This window comes from Vibrio sp. MED222 (genome assembly GCF_000153005.1).
Taxonomy (GTDB): Bacteria; Pseudomonadota; Gammaproteobacteria; order Enterobacterales; family Vibrionaceae; genus Vibrio; species Vibrio tasmaniensis_A.
In genome coordinates, this window is sequence record NZ_CH902608.1 from 293450 (window position 1) to 310589 (window position 17140).

Genomic DNA, 17140 nt, shown 5'->3' on the forward strand with positions numbered 1-17140 from the left:
GGTTTAGCGTAACTTAAGCTGAAACCGAATTACTTAGTACCGAAGATCTTATCACCAGCATCGCCAAGACCAGGAACAATGTAGCCCTTGTCGTTTAGCTTCTCATCGATTGCAGCAGTGTAAAGCTCAACATCTGGGTGCGCTTTTTCTAGTGCAGCGATACCTTCAGGGGCAGCAACAAGTACCAGTACTTTAAATACTTTACAGCCTTGCTCTTTTAGAAGGTCAAGAGTTGCAATCATAGAACCGCCAGTTGCTAACATTGGATCAACCACTAGAGCAATACGCTCATCAATGTTAGATGCTAGCTTGTTGAAGTATGGTACAGGCTCTAATGTTTCTTCGTCACGGTAGATACCCACGACACTGATTCGAGCACTTGGCATATGCTCTAAAACACCATCCATCATGCCTAGACCTGCACGTAGGATTGGCACTACTGTTACCTTTTTACCTTTAATTTGGTCAACTTCTACTGGGCCGTTCCAACCATCAATAGTTACACGTTCAGTTTCAAAGTCTGATGTCGCTTCGTATGTTAGAAGGCTACCCACTTCTGTCGCTAGCTCACGAAAACGCTTAGTACTAATGTCACCTTCACGCATCAGGCCAATTTTATGTTTTACTAGCGGGTGTTTCACTTCAACAACTTTCATTTCCAACTCCGGCAATATTTAAACAAACCTGTAGATTATACACGAACTGTGGGGTTATTTCAGAATCTTTATTCTAATAAAAAAAACCGCGCAAACGTTTGCTCTTCGTAATCAAGCCCTGTTAGAATAGCGCCGTTTTCACATCCAACTTAAGTTCGAGGACTATCCCGTGAGTGGTAATACTTCTTCTCTAAGCTACAAAGACGCTGGTGTTGATATCGACGCAGGTAATGCACTAGTAGACCGTATTAAAGGTGCTGTTAAACGCACTCGTCGCCCTGAAGTAATGGGCGGTATTGGTGGCTTTGGCGCCCTATGTGAACTTCCAACGAAATACAAAGAGCCGGTACTTGTTTCAGGTACTGATGGTGTTGGTACTAAACTTCGCCTTGCTTTGGATCTGAAAAAACACGACACCATTGGTATCGACCTAGTGGCAATGTGTGTGAACGACTTAATCGTTCAAGGTGGTGAGCCGCTATTCTTCCTAGACTACTACGCAACAGGTAAGCTAGATGTAGATACAGCAGCAGATGTTGTTTCTGGTATTGCTGAAGGCTGTGTTCAAGCAGGTTGTGCACTCATCGGCGGTGAAACTGCTGAAATGCCAGGTATGTACGAAGGCGACGACTACGATGTAGCCGGCTTCTGTGTTGGTGTTGTAGAAAAAGCTGACATCATCGACGGTACTAAAGTAGCTGCAGGCGACGCACTTATCGCTGTTGGCTCAAGTGGTCCACACTCAAATGGTTACTCTTTGATTCGTAAAGTTCTAGAAGTTTCTGGTGCTGATAAGAGTGAAGAGCTAGAAGGTCGCACTATCGGTGAACACCTACTAGAACCGACTAAGATTTACATCAAATCGGCACTTAAGATGATTGCAGAGCATGACATTCATGCTATCTCGCACATCACAGGTGGTGGTTTCTGGGAAAACATCCCACGCGTACTTCCTGAAGGTACTAAAGCAGTGATTGATGGCAAGAGCTGGGAATGGCCTGCTATCTTCAACTGGCTACAAGAGAAAGGTAACGTGGAGACATTTGAAATGTACCGCACTTTCAACTGTGGTGTAGGCCTAGTTGTTGCTCTACCTAAAGATCAAGCAGACGCTGCGGTTGAACTGCTGAAAGCCGAAGGCGAAAACGCTTGGGTTATCGGTGAGATCGCAAACGCTGAAGCTGGCGAAGAGCAAGTTGAAATCAAATAAGTGATACGCTCACTTACTTAGTTAATCAATGAGGACCTTATGGTCCTCATTTTGCTATTTGGCCCACAGAAAACCTTAGTTTATGTAGGTACATTGTAAACAGTTCAGTTAATCAATCGCATGACCCACTCTATGAAAAACAGCCATTCTATGAATAACAGTCACTCTAAGAAAAACATCGTCGTTTTAGTTTCAGGAAGCGGAAGTAACTTGCAAGCAATTTTGGACGCCTGTGATAGCAATATGATTGATGCTTCAGTTAAAGCTGTCTTCTCAAACAAAGCAGAGGCTTTTGGTCTAGAGAGAGCAAAATCAGCAGGTGTTGACGCACATTCTGTGAACCCAAAAAACTATGGTTCACGTGAAGAGTTCGATCATGAATTGATGATTCAGATCGATGCTTACCAACCCGATTTAATCGTACTTGCGGGATACATGCGTATCTTGAGTTCAGAATTTGTTCGTCACTATGCCGGTAAAATGGTCAACATCCACCCTTCCCTGTTACCTAAATACCCGGGCCTACACACCCACCAGCGTGCCATTGATGCACAAGACAAAGAGCACGGTACAAGCGTCCACTTTGTTACCGAAGAACTTGATGGTGGCCCTGTAATCTTGCAAGCCAAGGTGCCGGTATTTGAAGATGATGATGCTGACATGTTAGCAAGCCGAGTACTGACTCAAGAGCACTGTATTTACCCGATGGTTTGTAAATGGTTTGCTGAAGATCGTTTATCGATGGTAAACGGGAGGGCTGTCTTAGACGGTGAAACATTAGGTACACACGGTTACGCAGAAGAGTAATTAATAAGGTTGTTCTCCCAGAGTAAATCACGGAAGAATAAGCCTTAAAAAACAGAAAACAAAAAGGCCGCTCACTGACTTATTAGTACAGTAAGCGGCCTTTTTTAATCAGGACAAATAATAGTATCGACTAGATTAGCTCAATGGTTCAGTAGGCGCTTGGCTTGCCACCTTCTTCGGAGCATAAGCGACATCTTCCAACGCTTGGTGGTTGTTGCCAATTAACTCTCCAAAATGAAACAGCGCGTATTCACCCGGCTTCATTCTAAACCACTCTTCATTGTCTGTTAGAGGCTGAGTTGCGACGACGGTTACCACATCATTAGGCGTGGTCTCTTCTTGGAAGTTAATCTCAACATCTTCATCAATCAGGCTCGCGTTACCAAAAGGAGCTCGTCTTGTTATCCAGTATAAATGGTTCGTACAGTAGTTCATCACGTACTCACCGTCACTGAGCAACATATTGAAAACACCTTTCTCTCGTAACTGGTCACAGCACTCAGCGACAAAGCGAAACATACCTTCCATATCTTGAGGAGGTTCAGGAAAACGGTCTTCAAGTTGTTTCAACAACCAGCAGAAAGAGAGTTCGCTGTCCGTCTCACCGACAGGTCTGAATCGACCACTAATCAGATCATCATAATCCGTTAGTTGACCATTGTGAGCAAAGGTCCAGTATCGTCCCCAAAGCTCACGAGTGAAAGGGTGAGTATTTTCTAGATTAACGCCACCGCGGTTAGCTTGACGGATATGACTGACAACAGCTTGGCTCTTAATTGGGTAGTTTTGAACCAGCTCAGCGATCTTTGATTCACAACTAGGATTAGGGTCTTTAAATGTACGAAAACCCTTCCCCTCATAGAAAGTAATACCCCAGCCATCACGATGTGGACCAGTGTTGCCTCCACGCTGCATAAGGCCAGTAAAGCTAAAACAAATATCAGTAGGCACATTCGCGCTCATACCGAGCAATTCACACATGGTTTAATCTACTCCCTATTTAAACCAATGGAGCCACAAACCTAGGCTCCAAATGTCTGTAAAACTATTATTCCATTTCTTTTTCAACAAGCTGAATCACAATGTGGATGATCTTAATGTGAATCTCTTGGATGCGATCAGCGTAGCCAAAGTGTGGGACTCGGATTTCGATATCAGCACAACCTGCCATTTTACCGCCATCTTTACCGGTCAGCGCAATGGTTTTCATCCCTTTAGCTTGAGCAGCTTCAATCGCTTTTAGGATGTTGCCAGAGTTACCTGAAGTCGACAAACCAAACAACACATCGCCTTTACGACCCACGGCTTCTACATAACGAGAAAATACGTGGTCGTAACCAAAGTCGTTACTCACGCAAGACAGGTGACTCGGATCTGAAATCGCAATACCAGCAAAACCTGGACGATTTTCACGGTATCGGCCTGTTAGCTCTTCCGCGAAATGCATTGCATCACAGTGTGAACCACCGTTACCACAAGAAAGCACTTTGCCTTCTTGCTTGAATGAATCTGCAATCATTTTTGCAGCAGCTTCAATTTGAGCAATGTTATGGTCATCACTCAAGAACTTGTTCAGAACGTCAGCAGCTTCGTTCAATTCACTTTTGATTAGGTCTTGGTACATTTGGCTTATCTCTTATGTTTTTTGACGCAACTTAAAGTGCGTGAAATGAGAATTGAGGGTTTTCCCCTCTTTATAACTGAGTTTACCCACAAACATGAAATAGTGTCGACACTTAAGCCCAAAGATTGCCACCTTTATTAACCTCTCATTGCCGATCCGTCCAAATATTCACCACCAACCTCTCACAATTAGAACTTTAACTCTATTGAGATCACTTTTTATTCACTTTGGAGTTTTACAAATATTTAATATTTTGTTTACACTTGACTGGTTAGACCTCTTACCTAAACTTAATAACAATAAGTGATCTCTGAAAAGGAAATCGATCATGAACATATTGCTCTCCCTACTCGGCATGTCAGCCATCTTAGGCGTCTGTCTTTACCATAGAGTTAGTCTGGTCCGTGCGTTAATTGTGTTAACTGGCGCAATGGTCGCATTAACCCTGTTTGGCAGCGTGGCAGTCACTGGCTGGCTTTGTTATCTATTGGCCATTGCAATCTTTGCTGTACCAGCAATTCGCCAGACCCTCATTAGCCAAAAAGCACTTTCTTTGTTTAAGAAGGTTCTACCAGCAATGTCTCAGACGGAAAAAGAGGCATTGGAAGCAGGCACAGTATGGTGGGAAGCAGAGCTGTTCAAAGGCAAGCCTGAGTGGAAGAAGCTTCAAAACATTGCGGATCCGAAACTTTCTGAGGCGGAACAAGCGTTTTTAGATGGCCCAGTCAATACAGTGTGTGAAATGGTCAATGATTACCAAGTAACACATGAGCTTGCTGATTTACCACCAGAAGTTTGGCAGTACCTAAAAGACCATAAATTCTTCGCCATGATCATCAAGAAAAAATACGGCGGTTTAGAATTCTCAGCTTACGCTCAGTCGTTAGTTCTACAGAAGCTAACGGGTGTTTCGAGCGTATTATCATCGACGGTTGGCGTACCTAACTCACTAGGTCCTGGTGAGCTATTGCAGCACTACGGCACAGAAGATCAAAGAAACCATTACCTGCCACGCCTAGCTGAAGGTAAAGAGATCCCTTGTTTCGCACTGACCAGTCCAGAAGCAGGCTCAGACGCAGGCTCTATCCCAGATTATGGTGTGGTATGTAAGGGTGAATGGCAAGGTGAAGAAGTATTGGGCATGCGCCTAACTTGGAACAAACGTTACATCACTCTAGCGCCTGTCGCGACCGTTTTAGGCTTAGCCTTTAAACTGAGAGACCCAGAAGGTCTGCTTGGTGACAAACAAGATCTTGGCATCACCTGTGCCCTTATCCCTACCGATTTAAAAGGCGTAGAGATTGGTAACCGCCACTTCCCACTCAACGTGCCTTTCCAAAATGGTCCGACTCAAGGTGATGACATCTTCGTGCCTATCGATTTCATCATCGGCGGCCAAAAAATGGCAGGACAAGGCTGGCGTATGTTGGTTGAATGCCTGTCGGTTGGTCGTGGTATCACACTGCCTTCAAACTCAACCGGTGGTATTAAATCTGCAGCATTAGCAACTGGTGCTTACGCTCGTATTCGTCGTCAATTCAAACAACCCATTGGTCGCATGGAAGGGGTTGAAGAGCCACTGGCACGTCTAGCTGGTAATGCTTATGTAATGGATGCAGCAAGCAACCTAACGGTTGCGGGTATCGATCTTGGTGAAAAGCCTTCGGTTATCTCAGCAATCGTGAAGTACCACTGTACTCACCGTGGCCAACGCAGCATCATCGATGCGATGGATATCGTCGGCGGTAAAGGCATTTGCTTAGGCCCATCGAACTTCCTCGCTCGTGGTTACCAAGGCTCACCAATTGCGATTACGGTTGAAGGCGCAAACATCCTGACTCGTTCAATGATCATCTATGGTCAAGGCGCGATTCGCTGCCACCCTTATGTTCTGAACGAAATGGAAGCGGCTTATTCGGAAAGCAGCGATGCACTTGATAAGTTTGATTCAGCATTAGCAGGACACGTTAGCTTTACTATGAGTAACCTAGTCCGCAGCTTGTGGTTTGGTTTAACCGACGGTCGTGGTTCAGACGCTCCAACACCATCCAATAAAACGGATAAGCAGACACAGCGTTACTACCAACAGCTGAACCGCTACAGTGCTAACCTAGCGCTACTGTCTGACATTTCAATGGCTGTATTAGGCGGTTCACTGAAACGCAGAGAGCGCCTATCAGCAAGACTGGGGGATATCCTGAGTCAACTCTACCTAGGTTCAGCAACACTTAAGCGCTTTGAAAGCGAAGGTAGCCATGCTGAAGATCTCCCATTAGTCCATTGGGGTATGCAAGACAGCTTGCGTCAAACTGAAGTCGCGATTGATGAGTTCTTGGCGAACTTCCCTAACCCTGTGATTGGTCAACTACTTCGCGTTGTGTTAATGCCATTTGGCCGTATCCGTCGTGCACCAAACGACAAGTTGGATAGCCAAGTCGCGCAAATCCTACAAACACCAAGTGAAACACGCTCTCGTATCGGCCGTGGCCAATACTTGGAAGCAACGGAATACAACCCTGTAGGCAAGATTGAAAAAGCGCTAGAAGTGATTCTTCAAGCTGAACCTCTGTTCGATAAGGTTTGTAAAGAAACACATCAAAAACGTGCTTTCTTACGACTCGACCTTGTCGCTCAGCTGGGACTTGAGAAAGGTATCTTAACGCAAGAAGAAGCAAATCTTCTGATTAGCGCTGAGGAACATAGACTGTACACAATTAACGTTGATGACTTCTCACCAGAGGAGCTTGCAGCAAAGACTCAGTACCCAGAACAATCGATTGATAACGTCGCTTAAGGTCAGAGACAGAAACAAAAACGGGACTCCTATGAGTCCCGTTTTTTTATTCATCACTTCATTGTCACAAATTTTAATGCTTACTATCTCGAGGCTTGCTCTATCTAAATTTAGTCTCTCGAGGTTTGTTGTCCCGAGGTTTACTCACTCAAGACAACAACCTCAAGACAACTCTAGGAATGCAGACTAGTTACTTAGGTGCCTTGAGCTGCATCTCGGGTAACGCTCTCTTCTTCGCTGTGATTTTACGTATTACAAACCAAATCAGTAAGCCCAATAAAATCGCAGCCACATTACCTACCGCTATAATCATTATGCTGCGCTGCCTGTCATCTTCTCTTTTTTGAAGAATCATTAATTTTTCAGCAATACGTTTCTGCTCAGCAAGAGCTTCCTCTTGAAGACGTCGAGATTCTGCTAGGTCTATCTCTTGAACAACGCTGTACGACTGCTCGGTAATCGGGAAGATCAGTGGACGCTGGCTTGACGCATCGGTGGCATAAACCATCCCCGACCAAGTGTAAATTCCCAAATCATCATTATAAGGCAACGTTAAAGACACTTTCATCGCATCAGCTTCGGCTTGGCCTTGCTTATACATCACATACCCATCAGGGGCTTTATACTCAACGTGAGCTGCTAACGAGCTCGGTGCAATCATACCTGGCTCGCCAGAAGCCACTACAGTATGAGATAAACCTTCTTTGCGAGACTGAATGAAGGTGGTTGTGATTGGCGTTGGGTAGACCAAGACTTCTTGCTCTTGTGCTCGCAGGAACACACCATTACCAGAAGTAATTCGAGCTCGATATTTACCAGGCTCAATGTCCATTGGTAACGACACGGTGAACACACCATCTCCAGCTTTTTCGTCAAGATCAACGCCATCATCGGCAAATTCCCCCATGACAACCGGAATTGGCCGCGCTTCTCTCACTAAGGACTCTTCGTTTTCGACGAACTTAGTGAATGTTACTTTAAGCTTCACACGGTCAAGAAAATCACGCAGCACAAGCGGCTTGCCATCGGATGTCAAACGAGCGGTAAATTTAATGTGTTCAGTTTGGTACAATTTGTCTGGAAATTCATTGGCGTCTAAAACCAGATGAGATAAAAGTTTGATATTATTTTTAGGTGAGACTTTACCTACCGCTTGCCAAGGACCCGGCATCGGATTGTCGATAGAGATAATATCCATTGACGATTCTTGGTACCAACGGACATTATCAGCATGACGCAAAGCGTGATACTTCTTGCCATCAGGACGAACCAAGACGACGGGTTTAGAATTATCGGCTCGATAGATCACAAAAGTAACTTGCTCGATACTGGGATCAACTCGAAAGCGATTATCCAATAAACTCATTACAGATTCTGTTGCTGCGTGTAAGCCAAAGCTCAACAGCAATAAACAACCGGTAGCCAATGCCCTTAACATACTTTCTCCCTACTGACGCCAGAGGCAGCTTCCGCTTTTCTCGACGAGGTCTAAACGACTTTGATGCGCTTCTACTTCATCGGCCGTAGCTCGCAAAACCTTTAGGGATTTTCGACCACTTTCTGCTCTTCGTATGCTTTCGCCTTCGCCTTCTTGTTGGCCAGCGTTAAATTGCAGCGAAGTTTGCCCACCTGTCATCAATAAGTAGACGTCAGCTAGAATCTCCGCATCGAGCAATGCGCCGTGAAGAGTACGGTGTGAGTTATCAATACCATAACGGTCACATAAGATATCTAGATTGTTTCTTTTCCCTGGGAATATCTTCTTCGCCATCGCCAAGGTATCGGTAACTTTGCAGTAGTCATCCGTTTTACCTATAGCAGGGTTAAGTTTCTCAAACTCATAGTCCATAAAGCCCGTATCGAAGGGCGCGTTATGAGCCACCAGCTCCGCACCTTTAATAAAGTCGAGAAACTCTTTATGTATGTCTTGGTATTCTGGTTTATCAATCAAGAATTCATCGGTAATACCGTGAACGCCAATTGCCTCTTCTTGAATCGCACGATCGGGCTTGATATAGACGTGAAAGTGACGCCCAGTCAGCCTACGGTTGATGATCTCTACTGCACCAATTTCAACGATGCGATGTCCCATATAGTGGGGGCCACCCTCTGTATTCATACCGGTGGTTTCGGTATCGAGTACAACGATGCGTTTGTTTTCATTCGAACTGTTTTTTTCGTTCGTGCTTTGTTCTGGAGTGCTACTGGTATTCATAAGGATAACTGTGTCAGACTATGCCGATAATGTGCTTGAGGTAATAGTATCAAATCATGACGAAACAAGTTGAAATTTTCACTGATGGTTCTTGTTTAGGCAACCCAGGTCCTGGCGGCTACGGCATTGTACTTCGCTACAAAAAAGTAGAGAAGACGTTAGCCGAAGGTTTCACCTTAACCACCAATAACCGCATGGAAATGCTCGCCGCTGTTGTGGCTCTCCAAGCCCTCAAAGAGCCTTGCTCTGTCATTCTGACCACAGATAGCCAATACGTGCGTCAAGGTATCACCCAGTGGATTCACAACTGGAAAAAGCGCGATTGGAAAACAGCCGATAAAAAGCCCGTTAAAAACGCAGACCTGTGGCAAAGACTCGACAAAGAGACGGCGCGCCATAGCGTTGATTGGCGCTGGGTTAAGGGGCACGCGGGGCACCGAGAAAATGAAATGTGTGATGATTTAGCTCGAAGTGCAGCTGAAAACCCGACCCAAGAAGATACGGGCTATCAGCCAAGCTGATCATTTTCTTAAAGGAAATGTCAGTATCTAAAACAGATATAGCAATGGAAAGCCGACTATGAGTCGGCTTTTTCTGCTTTTAACGGATACGAAGTTTTAGCGGAGTCCAAGGTGCGACGCGTATTGGTTCTAAAACTGGCTCCTACAGGAGAGAAGCGTCGCTTAAGGTGCCAATGTGGCTTGATAGGCTTAAGTGGATAAGTACGTTTACGAGCAACAATAAAGTATTGGCTACCAGCGAACGATGCACAGCTGCCTAAGCTGTTCTCCAACCACGTCCACATCGCTTGGTATTTACTCATCGGGAACAACGCGTAGGTGTCACAATGAATCACTTCATAATTAAGTACGCCTAGCCAATCTTTAATTCGGTTTGGCGTGTACATACGTCCACTCCATGGCAAGCTGTTCTTTCGCCAAGGCATCAAACTGGCAAGCCCAGTCACACTAAAAGGGTTAAAGCCGGTGATAATAATATAGCCATCGTCCATCATTACTCGGTCGACTTCCCTCAATAGCCGGTGTGGGTCGTTGCTATAATCTAACTGATGACTCAGCACCACAACATCAAAGCTTTTCTCTAAAAAGGGTAAATTATAACCATCTGCTATCACATTATGTAATGGGTTCTGGATATCTAGGTTTACTTGATGTTGAATGTTGCATGTGCAGCTAGAAATCTCACTGCTGAGGCCACCAAGTTTGAGCATATGGTAACCAAATAGTTTTGGGCACCACTCATCAAGTCGAGTTTGAATAGATTCTCTCAACCAGTCCCCATTGTGCAATTGTGCCCAAGTATAAGGACGCTCAAACTTCTTTCTGCTACGTGCTGGCTTCATCAATAATCTGTCTCACTTATTCTGTCTCACTAAAAGTGACTGGAGAACCAATAATGTTACATATCAAAAGCATACCTGCATTTAACGACAATTACATCTGGCTGATTCAAAATAGCGATCGCCGTTGTGCTGTCGTCGACCCTGGTGATGCAGCTCCAGTATTAGAGTACTTAGCACACCATGAGCTAACTTTAGATGCAATCTTGATTACGCACCACCACCACGATCACATTGGTGGCGTGCCAGAGCTGGTAAGACAATTCCCTGGCGTGGATGTCGTTGGCCCCAAAAATGAACCTATCCCGACCTTAACGCATCCCGTTGATGACGGTGACCAATTAGAGCTGTTTGGCGAAGTATTCCTCGTGCTAGGGCTCAGTGGGCACACCGCTGGGCACATTGGTTATGTGGGTGATGCCAAACTGTTTTGTGGCGATGTACTGTTTTCAGCTGGTTGTGGGCGAATCATGGAAGGCACACCACAGCAGATGTTTGATGCATTGAACAAGATCACAGCACTCCCACAAGAAACCGAGGTTTACTGTGCTCATGAATACACGGCAGCCAATATCGCTTTTGCACTGGCTGTTGAGCCTGACAACCAACATTTGCAACAATACCGCGACCAAGTGAATCGGCTTCGAGCCCAAAATAAGTCGACCATCCCCACAAATTTAAGACAAGAAAAGTTTGTTAACCCCTTCTTACGCTACACAGAACCAAGTGTAGTGAAATCAGTATCTAATCGTACTGAGCAGACCGATCCTTTATCGGTTTTTACCGCTTTACGTGCGTGGAAGAACGAATTTTAACAAATACAGGCTTGTCACTCATAGGGAGTGGCAAGTATTATCATCGGCCGTTTATTAAAAAGGCTGTAACATGCGAGTTAAGTACAGCTGGGCTTTGGTACTACTACTTTCTGGTTGCCAATTAACTCAGTCAGAGAATCCAGACCAAGCTTCCGAGCAAACCAACACCTCCCCTACTAAAGAAGTTTCTCAAGCGAACGTTTCATCGGGAGCGATCCAAGAACAACCAAAAGTTGAAACACCCGTCGTTACTCCACAAACACAGCAAGATGTTTGGAAACGTATTGCGATGCAACTTGAAATGGAAGTGCCGGACCAAAAGAAAGTCGACTACTACCGCACTTGGTACCTCAAGCACCCTGGTCATCTAAAAACTGTATCAAAACGCGCTGAACCTTTCCTTTACTTGATCACAACTAAGATTGAAGAAAGAGACTTGCCTTTAGAGCTGGCCCTGTTGCCCGTCGTTGAAAGCTCGTTTGATGCATTTGCTTATTCTCATGGTAGCGCTGCTGGACTATGGCAGTTCATTTCGGGTACTGGCAAAGCTTACGGACTAGAACAAAACTTCTGGTACGATGGCCGCCGTGACGTAGCCGCTTCAACCGACGCTGCATTGGATTTCTTAACCGACCTGAACAAACGTTTTGATGGGAACTGGCAACACGCAATCGCTGCCTACAACAGTGGCGGTGGTCGTGTGAACAGCGCAATCCGTAAGAACAAGAAGCTGGGTAAGCCAATCGACTTCTTCTCTCTAGACTTACCAAAAGAGACCAGCAGCTATGTACCTAAGCTACTTGCACTGGCCGACGTGATTGCCAACCAAGAAAAGTATGGCATCGATATCCCTACGATCCCGAACAAGGCAGTACTGACTCTGGTTAACCCAAATGAACAACTTGATTTAGCCATTGCCGCAAGCTACGCCGACATTCCTGTCAAAGAGCTGCAAGGCTACAACCCGGCTTATAACCAGTGGGCAACGGCACCAGAGAAACACCAACAATTATTGCTTCCTCTAAGCTCTGTTGAGAAGTTCAACAAAGAAGTGGCAGCCAATAAAGGCAAAGGCATGAAGTTGGTGCGCTATAAAGTGCAATCTGGCGATAGCATCAGCGTACTGGCGAGTAAATACAACACCACCAGCAAAGTGATCCGCTCTGCAAACGGTTTGAGCAACAATAATATTCGTGTTGGTCAGCACCTATTTATTCCAACATCAACCAAAGACGATAAGACATACGCACTAAGCGCTTCAAATCGCCTAGCAAGCACACAGTCAAAGAGTCGTGGTCAATATAAGCTTAGCCATACCGTAAAAAGTGGTGATAGCCTATGGACGATTGCGCGCGCAAATAAGGTATCTCACCAATCACTGGCTAAGTGGAATGGCATGGGACCACGTGATACTCTTAGAATTGGTCAAGAACTGGTCATTTGGAAGAATAGTTCAGACGGTGCCATCATCCGAACTGTCTTTTATAACGTAAGATCAGGTGACACAGTCAGCGGTATTGCATCAAAGTTCAAAGTAAAAAGCGCAGATGTTGTAAAATGGAACGCTTTGCAGAACAAGAAATACCTACAGCCAGGACAAAAACTGAAGCTGTATGTTGATGTAACTAAGGTAAGTGTATGAACCCGTCAAGTAACCCACTCGTCATGCTGTTGGATATATTCCGTTCACCAACAGCGTGTTTCTTAGCGCTTTATCAACGAAGTGCTTGGGGATGGCAACCCTACGTCGTATTAATGCTCAGCCCATTCTTATTTTGGGGAGCCTATTTTTCGAATGTAGATTTTGCATGGTTAAGCGCTGAGTTGTCACAGCAACTGGCTCAAACAAACCCTGACCAATTGGCGTTACTTGACAGTAATACTCTACTCGCGAGTGAAATCATCAGTGATGTATTCGGCCGTACGTTAACCATCATTCTGTTGGCATTTTGGTTTAACTTAGCAACAAAGCCAAGCCAACACCAACATAGCTTTTGGCGATGGTTTGCAGCCGCATCGGTAGTGATATTCCCTGCCGTTCTAGGCGATGTAGCAAGCTACGCAAGCCTGATACTCAAGCACGGGCATGTGATGAGCTACGCGGCCGACTTGAACAGCTTAAACGGCTTAATCAAGTTGCCACTAACCAATGATTGGTCGCAATTTGCCAGCTCATTACCACTCTTGTTGCCTTGGTACATTGTATTGGGTTATGCAGCAGTATTAACTTGGACGGAGTTTGAGCGTGGTCAGGCACTGGTCATCTCTGGTTTGCCATGGGTTGGCTATTACCTAATCTGGGCTCTCTACATTTTAATCTTTTAAGCTGAATAGATAAAAACAAGGCTAGCGAAAATTCACTAGCCTATTTATTCCCCTGCTTATTACCCAAAGTAACCACAGTGTGAATGGTGAATAGCTAAGATCCAATGACTAATAGGCTAATAGGCTAATAGGCTAATAGGCTAGATAGCTTCTTCTATTTAGCCTTAAAGGTCACTCGCATAGGGTTATGATCAGAGGCGTCCGTAATGGGCGCCTTTGCTTTGTCTACTTCTAACCCTCGATAGAACACATGATCGAGCACCAACCCTGTCATAAACTGTGTACGGTTATCTGGTTCAAAAGCAACTTCCGTCAAACCTACCTGTTCCAACGCATCTTTCAATACAGCAAAGCGAGCTTCACTCCAACTGTTAAAATCCCCAGCAAAAATAACAGGCCCACGATACTTTTGGAGATTGTCGGTTAAGCTCTTGAGCTGAGCCTCATAATCTTCCGTACCAAAGGTAAAGTTCACCGCATGGATATTAATCACAGCCAGTTCTTCGCCATTACTTAGCAGATAGCGAGACCAAAGTGCAGATTTAGGTAATTGAAGCCAAGGTTCTTCATGAGTATAAGCACAAGCTTCAATCGGTAGATGCGTCGCTAGGTTGAGTACGCCTGCACTTTGTTCAAAAGCTTCAAATGCATTCACTCGAGTACTTCCCCATTGACCACTCGTTACCCATTGGCGAAGCCCTTCTGTCATACTCGCTTCTTGCAGCAAAACTAAATCGCTACCGGCTGACAGCTGATTTAACTCACTTTGCCAATTATTTCGGTTTTGCTTATAGATATTCCACACGGTAATGTCTAGGCCATCAGACACATCAATCGCTTTCGGGGCTGAGTTTTGGTAGCAGCTGTAGATATCGTTGCTAGTATTTTGAGAAGAAGTGATCAAATTGGGTTTATTCGGGATCACGAAGATAATATGAAAGCTAACAACAGCAAGCGTTATCAATAGCGTGATAACAATGATGGTTTTCTTAAACATACAGCACCCTACCAGAAATGAAAAAGGAGCGATAAACGCTCCTTTTAAGGTAATAGTTTTTTTATACGGCGTCTTCGTCTTCTTCGCCAGTACGAATACGTACCACACGTTCAACTTCAGTAATGAAGATCTTACCGTCACCAATTTTACCTGTTTGAGCCGTTTCGATAATGGTATCAACACATTGGTCAGCCACTTCGTCGGTCACAACAATTTCCAATTTCACTTTAGGTAAAAAATCGACCATGTACTCTGCGCCACGGTATAGCTCAGTATGACCTTTTTGACGTCCAAAGCCTTTAACTTCAGATACTGTCATACCCGTAATACCCACTTCTGCAAGTGCTTCACGTACATCATCAAGTTTGAATGGCTTGATAATGGCTTCAATCTTTTTCATGTTCATCCCTTAAACTGTGCGAATAGCTCATTATCGGTTAGCTATAGTAAACATTCAATGAAAAAAGCCAGAGCATTAAAGCTCTGGCTCGAAATTTATCATCTTGTTTAATCAGCGCTTTAAGAAGATTTTACTTAAGGCTTGAGTAGTAAGCAGCTAGATTAGCAATATCTTCATCACTCAGCATTGAAGCCTGAGCCTGCATTACAGCCGCCAAACCGCCGGTGCGCTGGCCGTTCTTATATGCCTTAATTGATGAAGCGATGTATTGCTCGTTTTGGCCTTTAAGATTTGGATATCCTGGGATCATTGCGATACCGTCTGCGCCATGACAAGCCGCACAGATTGCCGCTTTAGCTTGACCCGCAGCAACATCACCCGCCAGAGCGTTACCACTCAATAGTCCAAATCCAAGAACTAATCCTAGTGTAATTTTCTTCATTGCATATTCCATTAATTATTTTTATTAAAGTGACGGTGAATTGTGACACAAACTTTTTCTACTTGCTCCAAAGCGCTTCACAATCTTGACCTTCGTAGTTTTTATCTACGAATAGGCCTAAAACAGCGATCACTCGATCGCCATCCATTAATATCGGCGTTCTACGTCTTAACCAGCTGGGTACTTGGTATTCCTGAAAAAGCTTCTTGAGTTTTCGACTATGACCACGACCAACTGGGTGAGCCGACACTCCTTCAGGGTTAAAGATCACTCGTAAGGTTCCGTTGGCTTTAGTAAGGGAAAAACGTTGTACATCTCGGTTATGAGATGCACTACCACTCGACACCGCTTTTAAATGGATCTCACCTAAACCATCAGGCAATAATAAATTCTCATCAATCAAGATTTCACTTTTCCAGCTCGACAAATCTTTGGTGTCTTGTACCAAATAGAGCTGATTATTAAAGCGCCTAATCTCAACATCATTCAACACCAGCTTAGGATTGGCATCTGCCTGAGCACAAGCCACTTCATCCCAAATAAGTTTTAGCTGCTTTTGGCTTGGCATCGGTTGATTGCAATGGCTGAGCCACATTCTGATCAAACGTGCTCGTAACAAATCAGAATGCTGAGATAACGAATCAATGCTTAAGCTCTGGCTCTTACTGTTACAGCCTCCCAAAGCTTGTTGTAAGTGAGACTCAAGCAGTTCGTCGAGTAGCGACTCTTGTTCTGCACATAATTGAGCACTGCGACAGACCGATTCTCGAAAGCTAGGCCAGCGCTCTGTCAACGTCGGAGTGACTTGATGACGAATGAAATTTCGATCAAAGCGCAGATCCTGATTACTCTCATCTTCGACCCAAGTTAACCCCATATCGTGAGCCGACGCTTCGATGTCTAATCGAGTCACAGACAGCAGAGGTCTCACAATAAACGCTTCGCCAAACGACATCACTTTCGCCATTGAAGAGAGTCCTTTCGGACCACTGCCACGTTTTAATGCCAGCAAGAAAGTTTCAAGTTGGTCATCAATATGTTGGCCTGTAATTAGAACATCACCAAAACTAAGGTGCTTCTGAAGCGAATCATAACGAGCATCTCGAGCCAGCTTTTCAACACTTTCTCCGCTGTTAATATCTAGAGATACTCGCTCGATGGCTAAAGGAACCGACGACGCATCACACCATGTTTGGCATTGCTCAGCCCAAAGATCAGCATTCTTACTGAGACCGTGATGAACGTGCACCGCACAGCACTCAATGTGATGGGACTTAGCGTATTTCGCGGCCAATTCCAATAACACTCGAGAATCGACACCACCACTGAAAGCAACGACTAACCGACGAGGTTTGAGATCGCTTTGTTGAAATGCAGAGGTAAAAGTTTCGATTAAGTGAGTCATGGGGTTAAGTGAGCCGTGTGTACTAATGAGAAAGGAGAATGTTTTAATAATAAAAAAGGGTTGGCACTGAGTCCAACCCTTTCATCAACT

The 17140-nt window shown here is 44.8% G+C and carries 17 protein-coding genes; 7 read left to right on the forward strand and 10 right to left on the reverse strand.

What is annotated here, in order from left to right:
- Nucleotides 1-29: 29 nt before the first annotated feature.
- A complete protein-coding gene (gene upp / locus MED222_RS09300) occupies nt 30-656 on the reverse strand; it encodes a uracil phosphoribosyltransferase (RefSeq protein ID WP_009847387.1) in 627 nt (208 codons plus the stop codon).
- Nucleotides 657-825: 169 nt separating this feature from the next.
- Between upp and purM the strand changes: the two genes are divergently transcribed.
- Both purM and purN read left to right on the forward strand, forming a co-directional pair.
- Nucleotides 826-1866 (forward strand): phosphoribosylformylglycinamidine cyclo-ligase, encoded by a 1041-nt coding sequence (purM, locus tag MED222_RS09295; RefSeq protein ID WP_008222945.1) that lies wholly within the window; start codon nt 826-828, stop codon nt 1864-1866.
- Nucleotides 1867-1986: 120 nt separating this feature from the next.
- Nucleotides 1987-2673 carry a phosphoribosylglycinamide formyltransferase gene (gene purN, locus MED222_RS09290; RefSeq protein ID WP_086027545.1) on the forward strand — a complete coding sequence of 229 codons (687 nt, stop codon included), beginning with the start codon at nt 1987-1989 and terminating at the stop codon, nt 2671-2673.
- A 135-nt stretch (nt 2674-2808) separates the two neighbouring features.
- Here purN and MED222_RS09285 read toward each other — a convergent pair whose 3' ends face one another.
- Both MED222_RS09285 and lpcA read right to left on the reverse strand, forming a co-directional pair.
- Nucleotides 2809-3654 (reverse strand): class II glutamine amidotransferase, encoded by an 846-nt coding sequence (locus tag MED222_RS09285; RefSeq protein ID WP_009847389.1) that lies wholly within the window; start codon nt 3652-3654, stop codon nt 2809-2811.
- A gap of 67 nt (nt 3655-3721) precedes the next feature.
- Nucleotides 3722-4297, reverse strand: coding sequence for a D-sedoheptulose 7-phosphate isomerase (lpcA, locus tag MED222_RS09280; protein WP_009847390.1), 576 nt, complete (start codon nt 4295-4297; stop codon nt 3722-3724).
- A gap of 328 nt (nt 4298-4625) precedes the next feature.
- On the opposite strand from lpcA, the gene fadE reads away from it, so the two are divergent.
- Complete coding sequence (gene fadE, locus MED222_RS09275; RefSeq protein WP_009847391.1) at nt 4626-7091, forward strand: acyl-CoA dehydrogenase FadE; 2466 nt, start codon at nt 4626-4628, stop codon at nt 7089-7091.
- 190 nt (nt 7092-7281) lie between these two features.
- On the opposite strand, the gene MED222_RS09270 is transcribed toward fadE, so the two are convergent.
- Both MED222_RS09270 and dnaQ read right to left on the reverse strand, forming a co-directional pair.
- Nucleotides 7282-8529, reverse strand: coding sequence for a TIGR03503 family protein (locus MED222_RS09270; RefSeq protein ID WP_009847392.1), 1248 nt, complete (start codon nt 8527-8529; stop codon nt 7282-7284).
- Between the two features lie 9 nt (nt 8530-8538).
- On the reverse strand, nt 8539-9306 hold the full coding sequence (dnaQ, locus tag MED222_RS09265) for a DNA polymerase III subunit epsilon (RefSeq protein ID WP_009847393.1): 768 nt from the start codon (nt 9304-9306) through the stop codon (nt 8539-8541).
- A gap of 56 nt (nt 9307-9362) precedes the next feature.
- Between dnaQ and rnhA the strand changes: the two genes are divergently transcribed.
- Nucleotides 9363-9827, forward strand: a complete 465-nt coding sequence (gene rnhA, locus MED222_RS09260; RefSeq protein ID WP_009847394.1) for a ribonuclease HI — start codon at nt 9363-9365, stop codon at nt 9825-9827.
- 56 nt (nt 9828-9883) lie between these two features.
- Here the strand turns inward: rnhA and MED222_RS09255 are convergent, their stop codons facing one another.
- Complete coding sequence (locus tag MED222_RS09255) at nt 9884-10669, reverse strand: class I SAM-dependent methyltransferase (protein ID WP_009847395.1); 786 nt, start codon at nt 10667-10669, stop codon at nt 9884-9886.
- A gap of 53 nt (nt 10670-10722) precedes the next feature.
- On the opposite strand from MED222_RS09255, the gene gloB reads away from it, so the two are divergent.
- The 3 genes from gloB to MED222_RS09240 all read left to right on the forward strand — a co-directional run bounded on the left by gloB (nt 10723) and on the right by MED222_RS09240 (nt 13806).
- Nucleotides 10723-11481, forward strand: coding sequence for a hydroxyacylglutathione hydrolase (gene gloB / locus MED222_RS09250; protein WP_009847396.1), 759 nt, complete (start codon nt 10723-10725; stop codon nt 11479-11481).
- A 70-nt stretch (nt 11482-11551) separates the two neighbouring features.
- A complete protein-coding gene (locus tag MED222_RS09245; protein WP_009847397.1) occupies nt 11552-13123 on the forward strand; it encodes a LysM peptidoglycan-binding domain-containing protein in 1572 nt (523 codons plus the stop codon).
- Nucleotides 13120-13806 carry a YIP1 family protein gene (locus tag MED222_RS09240; protein ID WP_009847398.1) on the forward strand — a complete coding sequence of 229 codons (687 nt, stop codon included), beginning with the start codon at nt 13120-13122 and terminating at the stop codon, nt 13804-13806. The genes MED222_RS09245 and MED222_RS09240 overlap by 4 nt, the downstream gene beginning before the upstream one ends.
- 154 nt (nt 13807-13960) lie before the next feature.
- Here MED222_RS09240 and MED222_RS09235 read toward each other — a convergent pair whose 3' ends face one another.
- From MED222_RS09235 to tilS, 4 genes are all read right to left on the reverse strand, one after another.
- The gene (locus MED222_RS09235; RefSeq protein WP_009847399.1) at nt 13961-14803 is read right to left on the reverse strand and encodes an endonuclease/exonuclease/phosphatase family protein; all 843 of its coding nucleotides are present in this window, start codon (nt 14801-14803) and stop codon (nt 13961-13963) included.
- Nucleotides 14804-14864: 61 nt separating this feature from the next.
- On the reverse strand, nt 14865-15203 hold the full coding sequence (gene glnB, locus MED222_RS09230; protein WP_017063373.1) for a nitrogen regulatory protein P-II: 339 nt from the start codon (nt 15201-15203) through the stop codon (nt 14865-14867).
- A gap of 130 nt (nt 15204-15333) precedes the next feature.
- A complete protein-coding gene (locus MED222_RS09225) occupies nt 15334-15657 on the reverse strand; it encodes a c-type cytochrome (protein ID WP_012604592.1) in 324 nt (107 codons plus the stop codon).
- A gap of 46 nt (nt 15658-15703) precedes the next feature.
- A complete protein-coding gene (gene tilS, locus MED222_RS09220) occupies nt 15704-17050 on the reverse strand; it encodes a tRNA lysidine(34) synthetase TilS (protein ID WP_009847402.1) in 1347 nt (448 codons plus the stop codon).
- Nucleotides 17051-17140 lie beyond the last annotated feature (90 nt).

Excerpts from the sequence above, each read along its gene's own strand:
- upp (WP_009847387.1), bottom strand. The coding sequence starts at position 656 with ATGAAAGTTGTTGAAGTGAAACACCCGCTAGTAAAACATAAAATTGGC.
- purN (WP_086027545.1), top strand. The coding sequence starts at position 1,987 with ATGACCCACTCTATGAAAAACAGCCATTCTATGAATAACAGTCACTCT.
- MED222_RS09285 (WP_009847389.1), bottom strand. The coding sequence starts at position 3,654 with ATGTGTGAATTGCTCGGTATGAGCGCGAATGTGCCTACTGATATTTGT.
- lpcA (WP_009847390.1), bottom strand. The coding sequence starts at position 4,297 with ATGTACCAAGACCTAATCAAAAGTGAATTGAACGAAGCTGCTGACGTT.
- fadE (WP_009847391.1), top strand. The coding sequence starts at position 4,626 with ATGAACATATTGCTCTCCCTACTCGGCATGTCAGCCATCTTAGGCGTC.
- MED222_RS09270 (WP_009847392.1), bottom strand. The coding sequence starts at position 8,529 with ATGTTAAGGGCATTGGCTACCGGTTGTTTATTGCTGTTGAGCTTTGGC.
- dnaQ (WP_009847393.1), bottom strand. The coding sequence starts at position 9,306 with ATGAATACCAGTAGCACTCCAGAACAAAGCACGAACGAAAAAAACAGT.
- rnhA (WP_009847394.1), top strand. The coding sequence starts at position 9,363 with ATGACGAAACAAGTTGAAATTTTCACTGATGGTTCTTGTTTAGGCAAC.
- MED222_RS09255 (WP_009847395.1), bottom strand. The coding sequence starts at position 10,669 with ATGAAGCCAGCACGTAGCAGAAAGAAGTTTGAGCGTCCTTATACTTGG.
- gloB (WP_009847396.1), top strand. The coding sequence starts at position 10,723 with ATGTTACATATCAAAAGCATACCTGCATTTAACGACAATTACATCTGG.
- MED222_RS09245 (WP_009847397.1), top strand. The coding sequence starts at position 11,552 with ATGCGAGTTAAGTACAGCTGGGCTTTGGTACTACTACTTTCTGGTTGC.
- MED222_RS09240 (WP_009847398.1), top strand. The coding sequence starts at position 13,120 with ATGAACCCGTCAAGTAACCCACTCGTCATGCTGTTGGATATATTCCGT.
- MED222_RS09235 (WP_009847399.1), bottom strand. The coding sequence starts at position 14,803 with ATGTTTAAGAAAACCATCATTGTTATCACGCTATTGATAACGCTTGCT.
- glnB (WP_017063373.1), bottom strand. The coding sequence starts at position 15,203 with ATGAAAAAGATTGAAGCCATTATCAAGCCATTCAAACTTGATGATGTA.
- MED222_RS09225 (WP_012604592.1), bottom strand. The coding sequence starts at position 15,657 with ATGGAATATGCAATGAAGAAAATTACACTAGGATTAGTTCTTGGATTT.
- tilS (WP_009847402.1), bottom strand. The coding sequence starts at position 17,050 with ATGACTCACTTAATCGAAACTTTTACCTCTGCATTTCAACAAAGCGAT.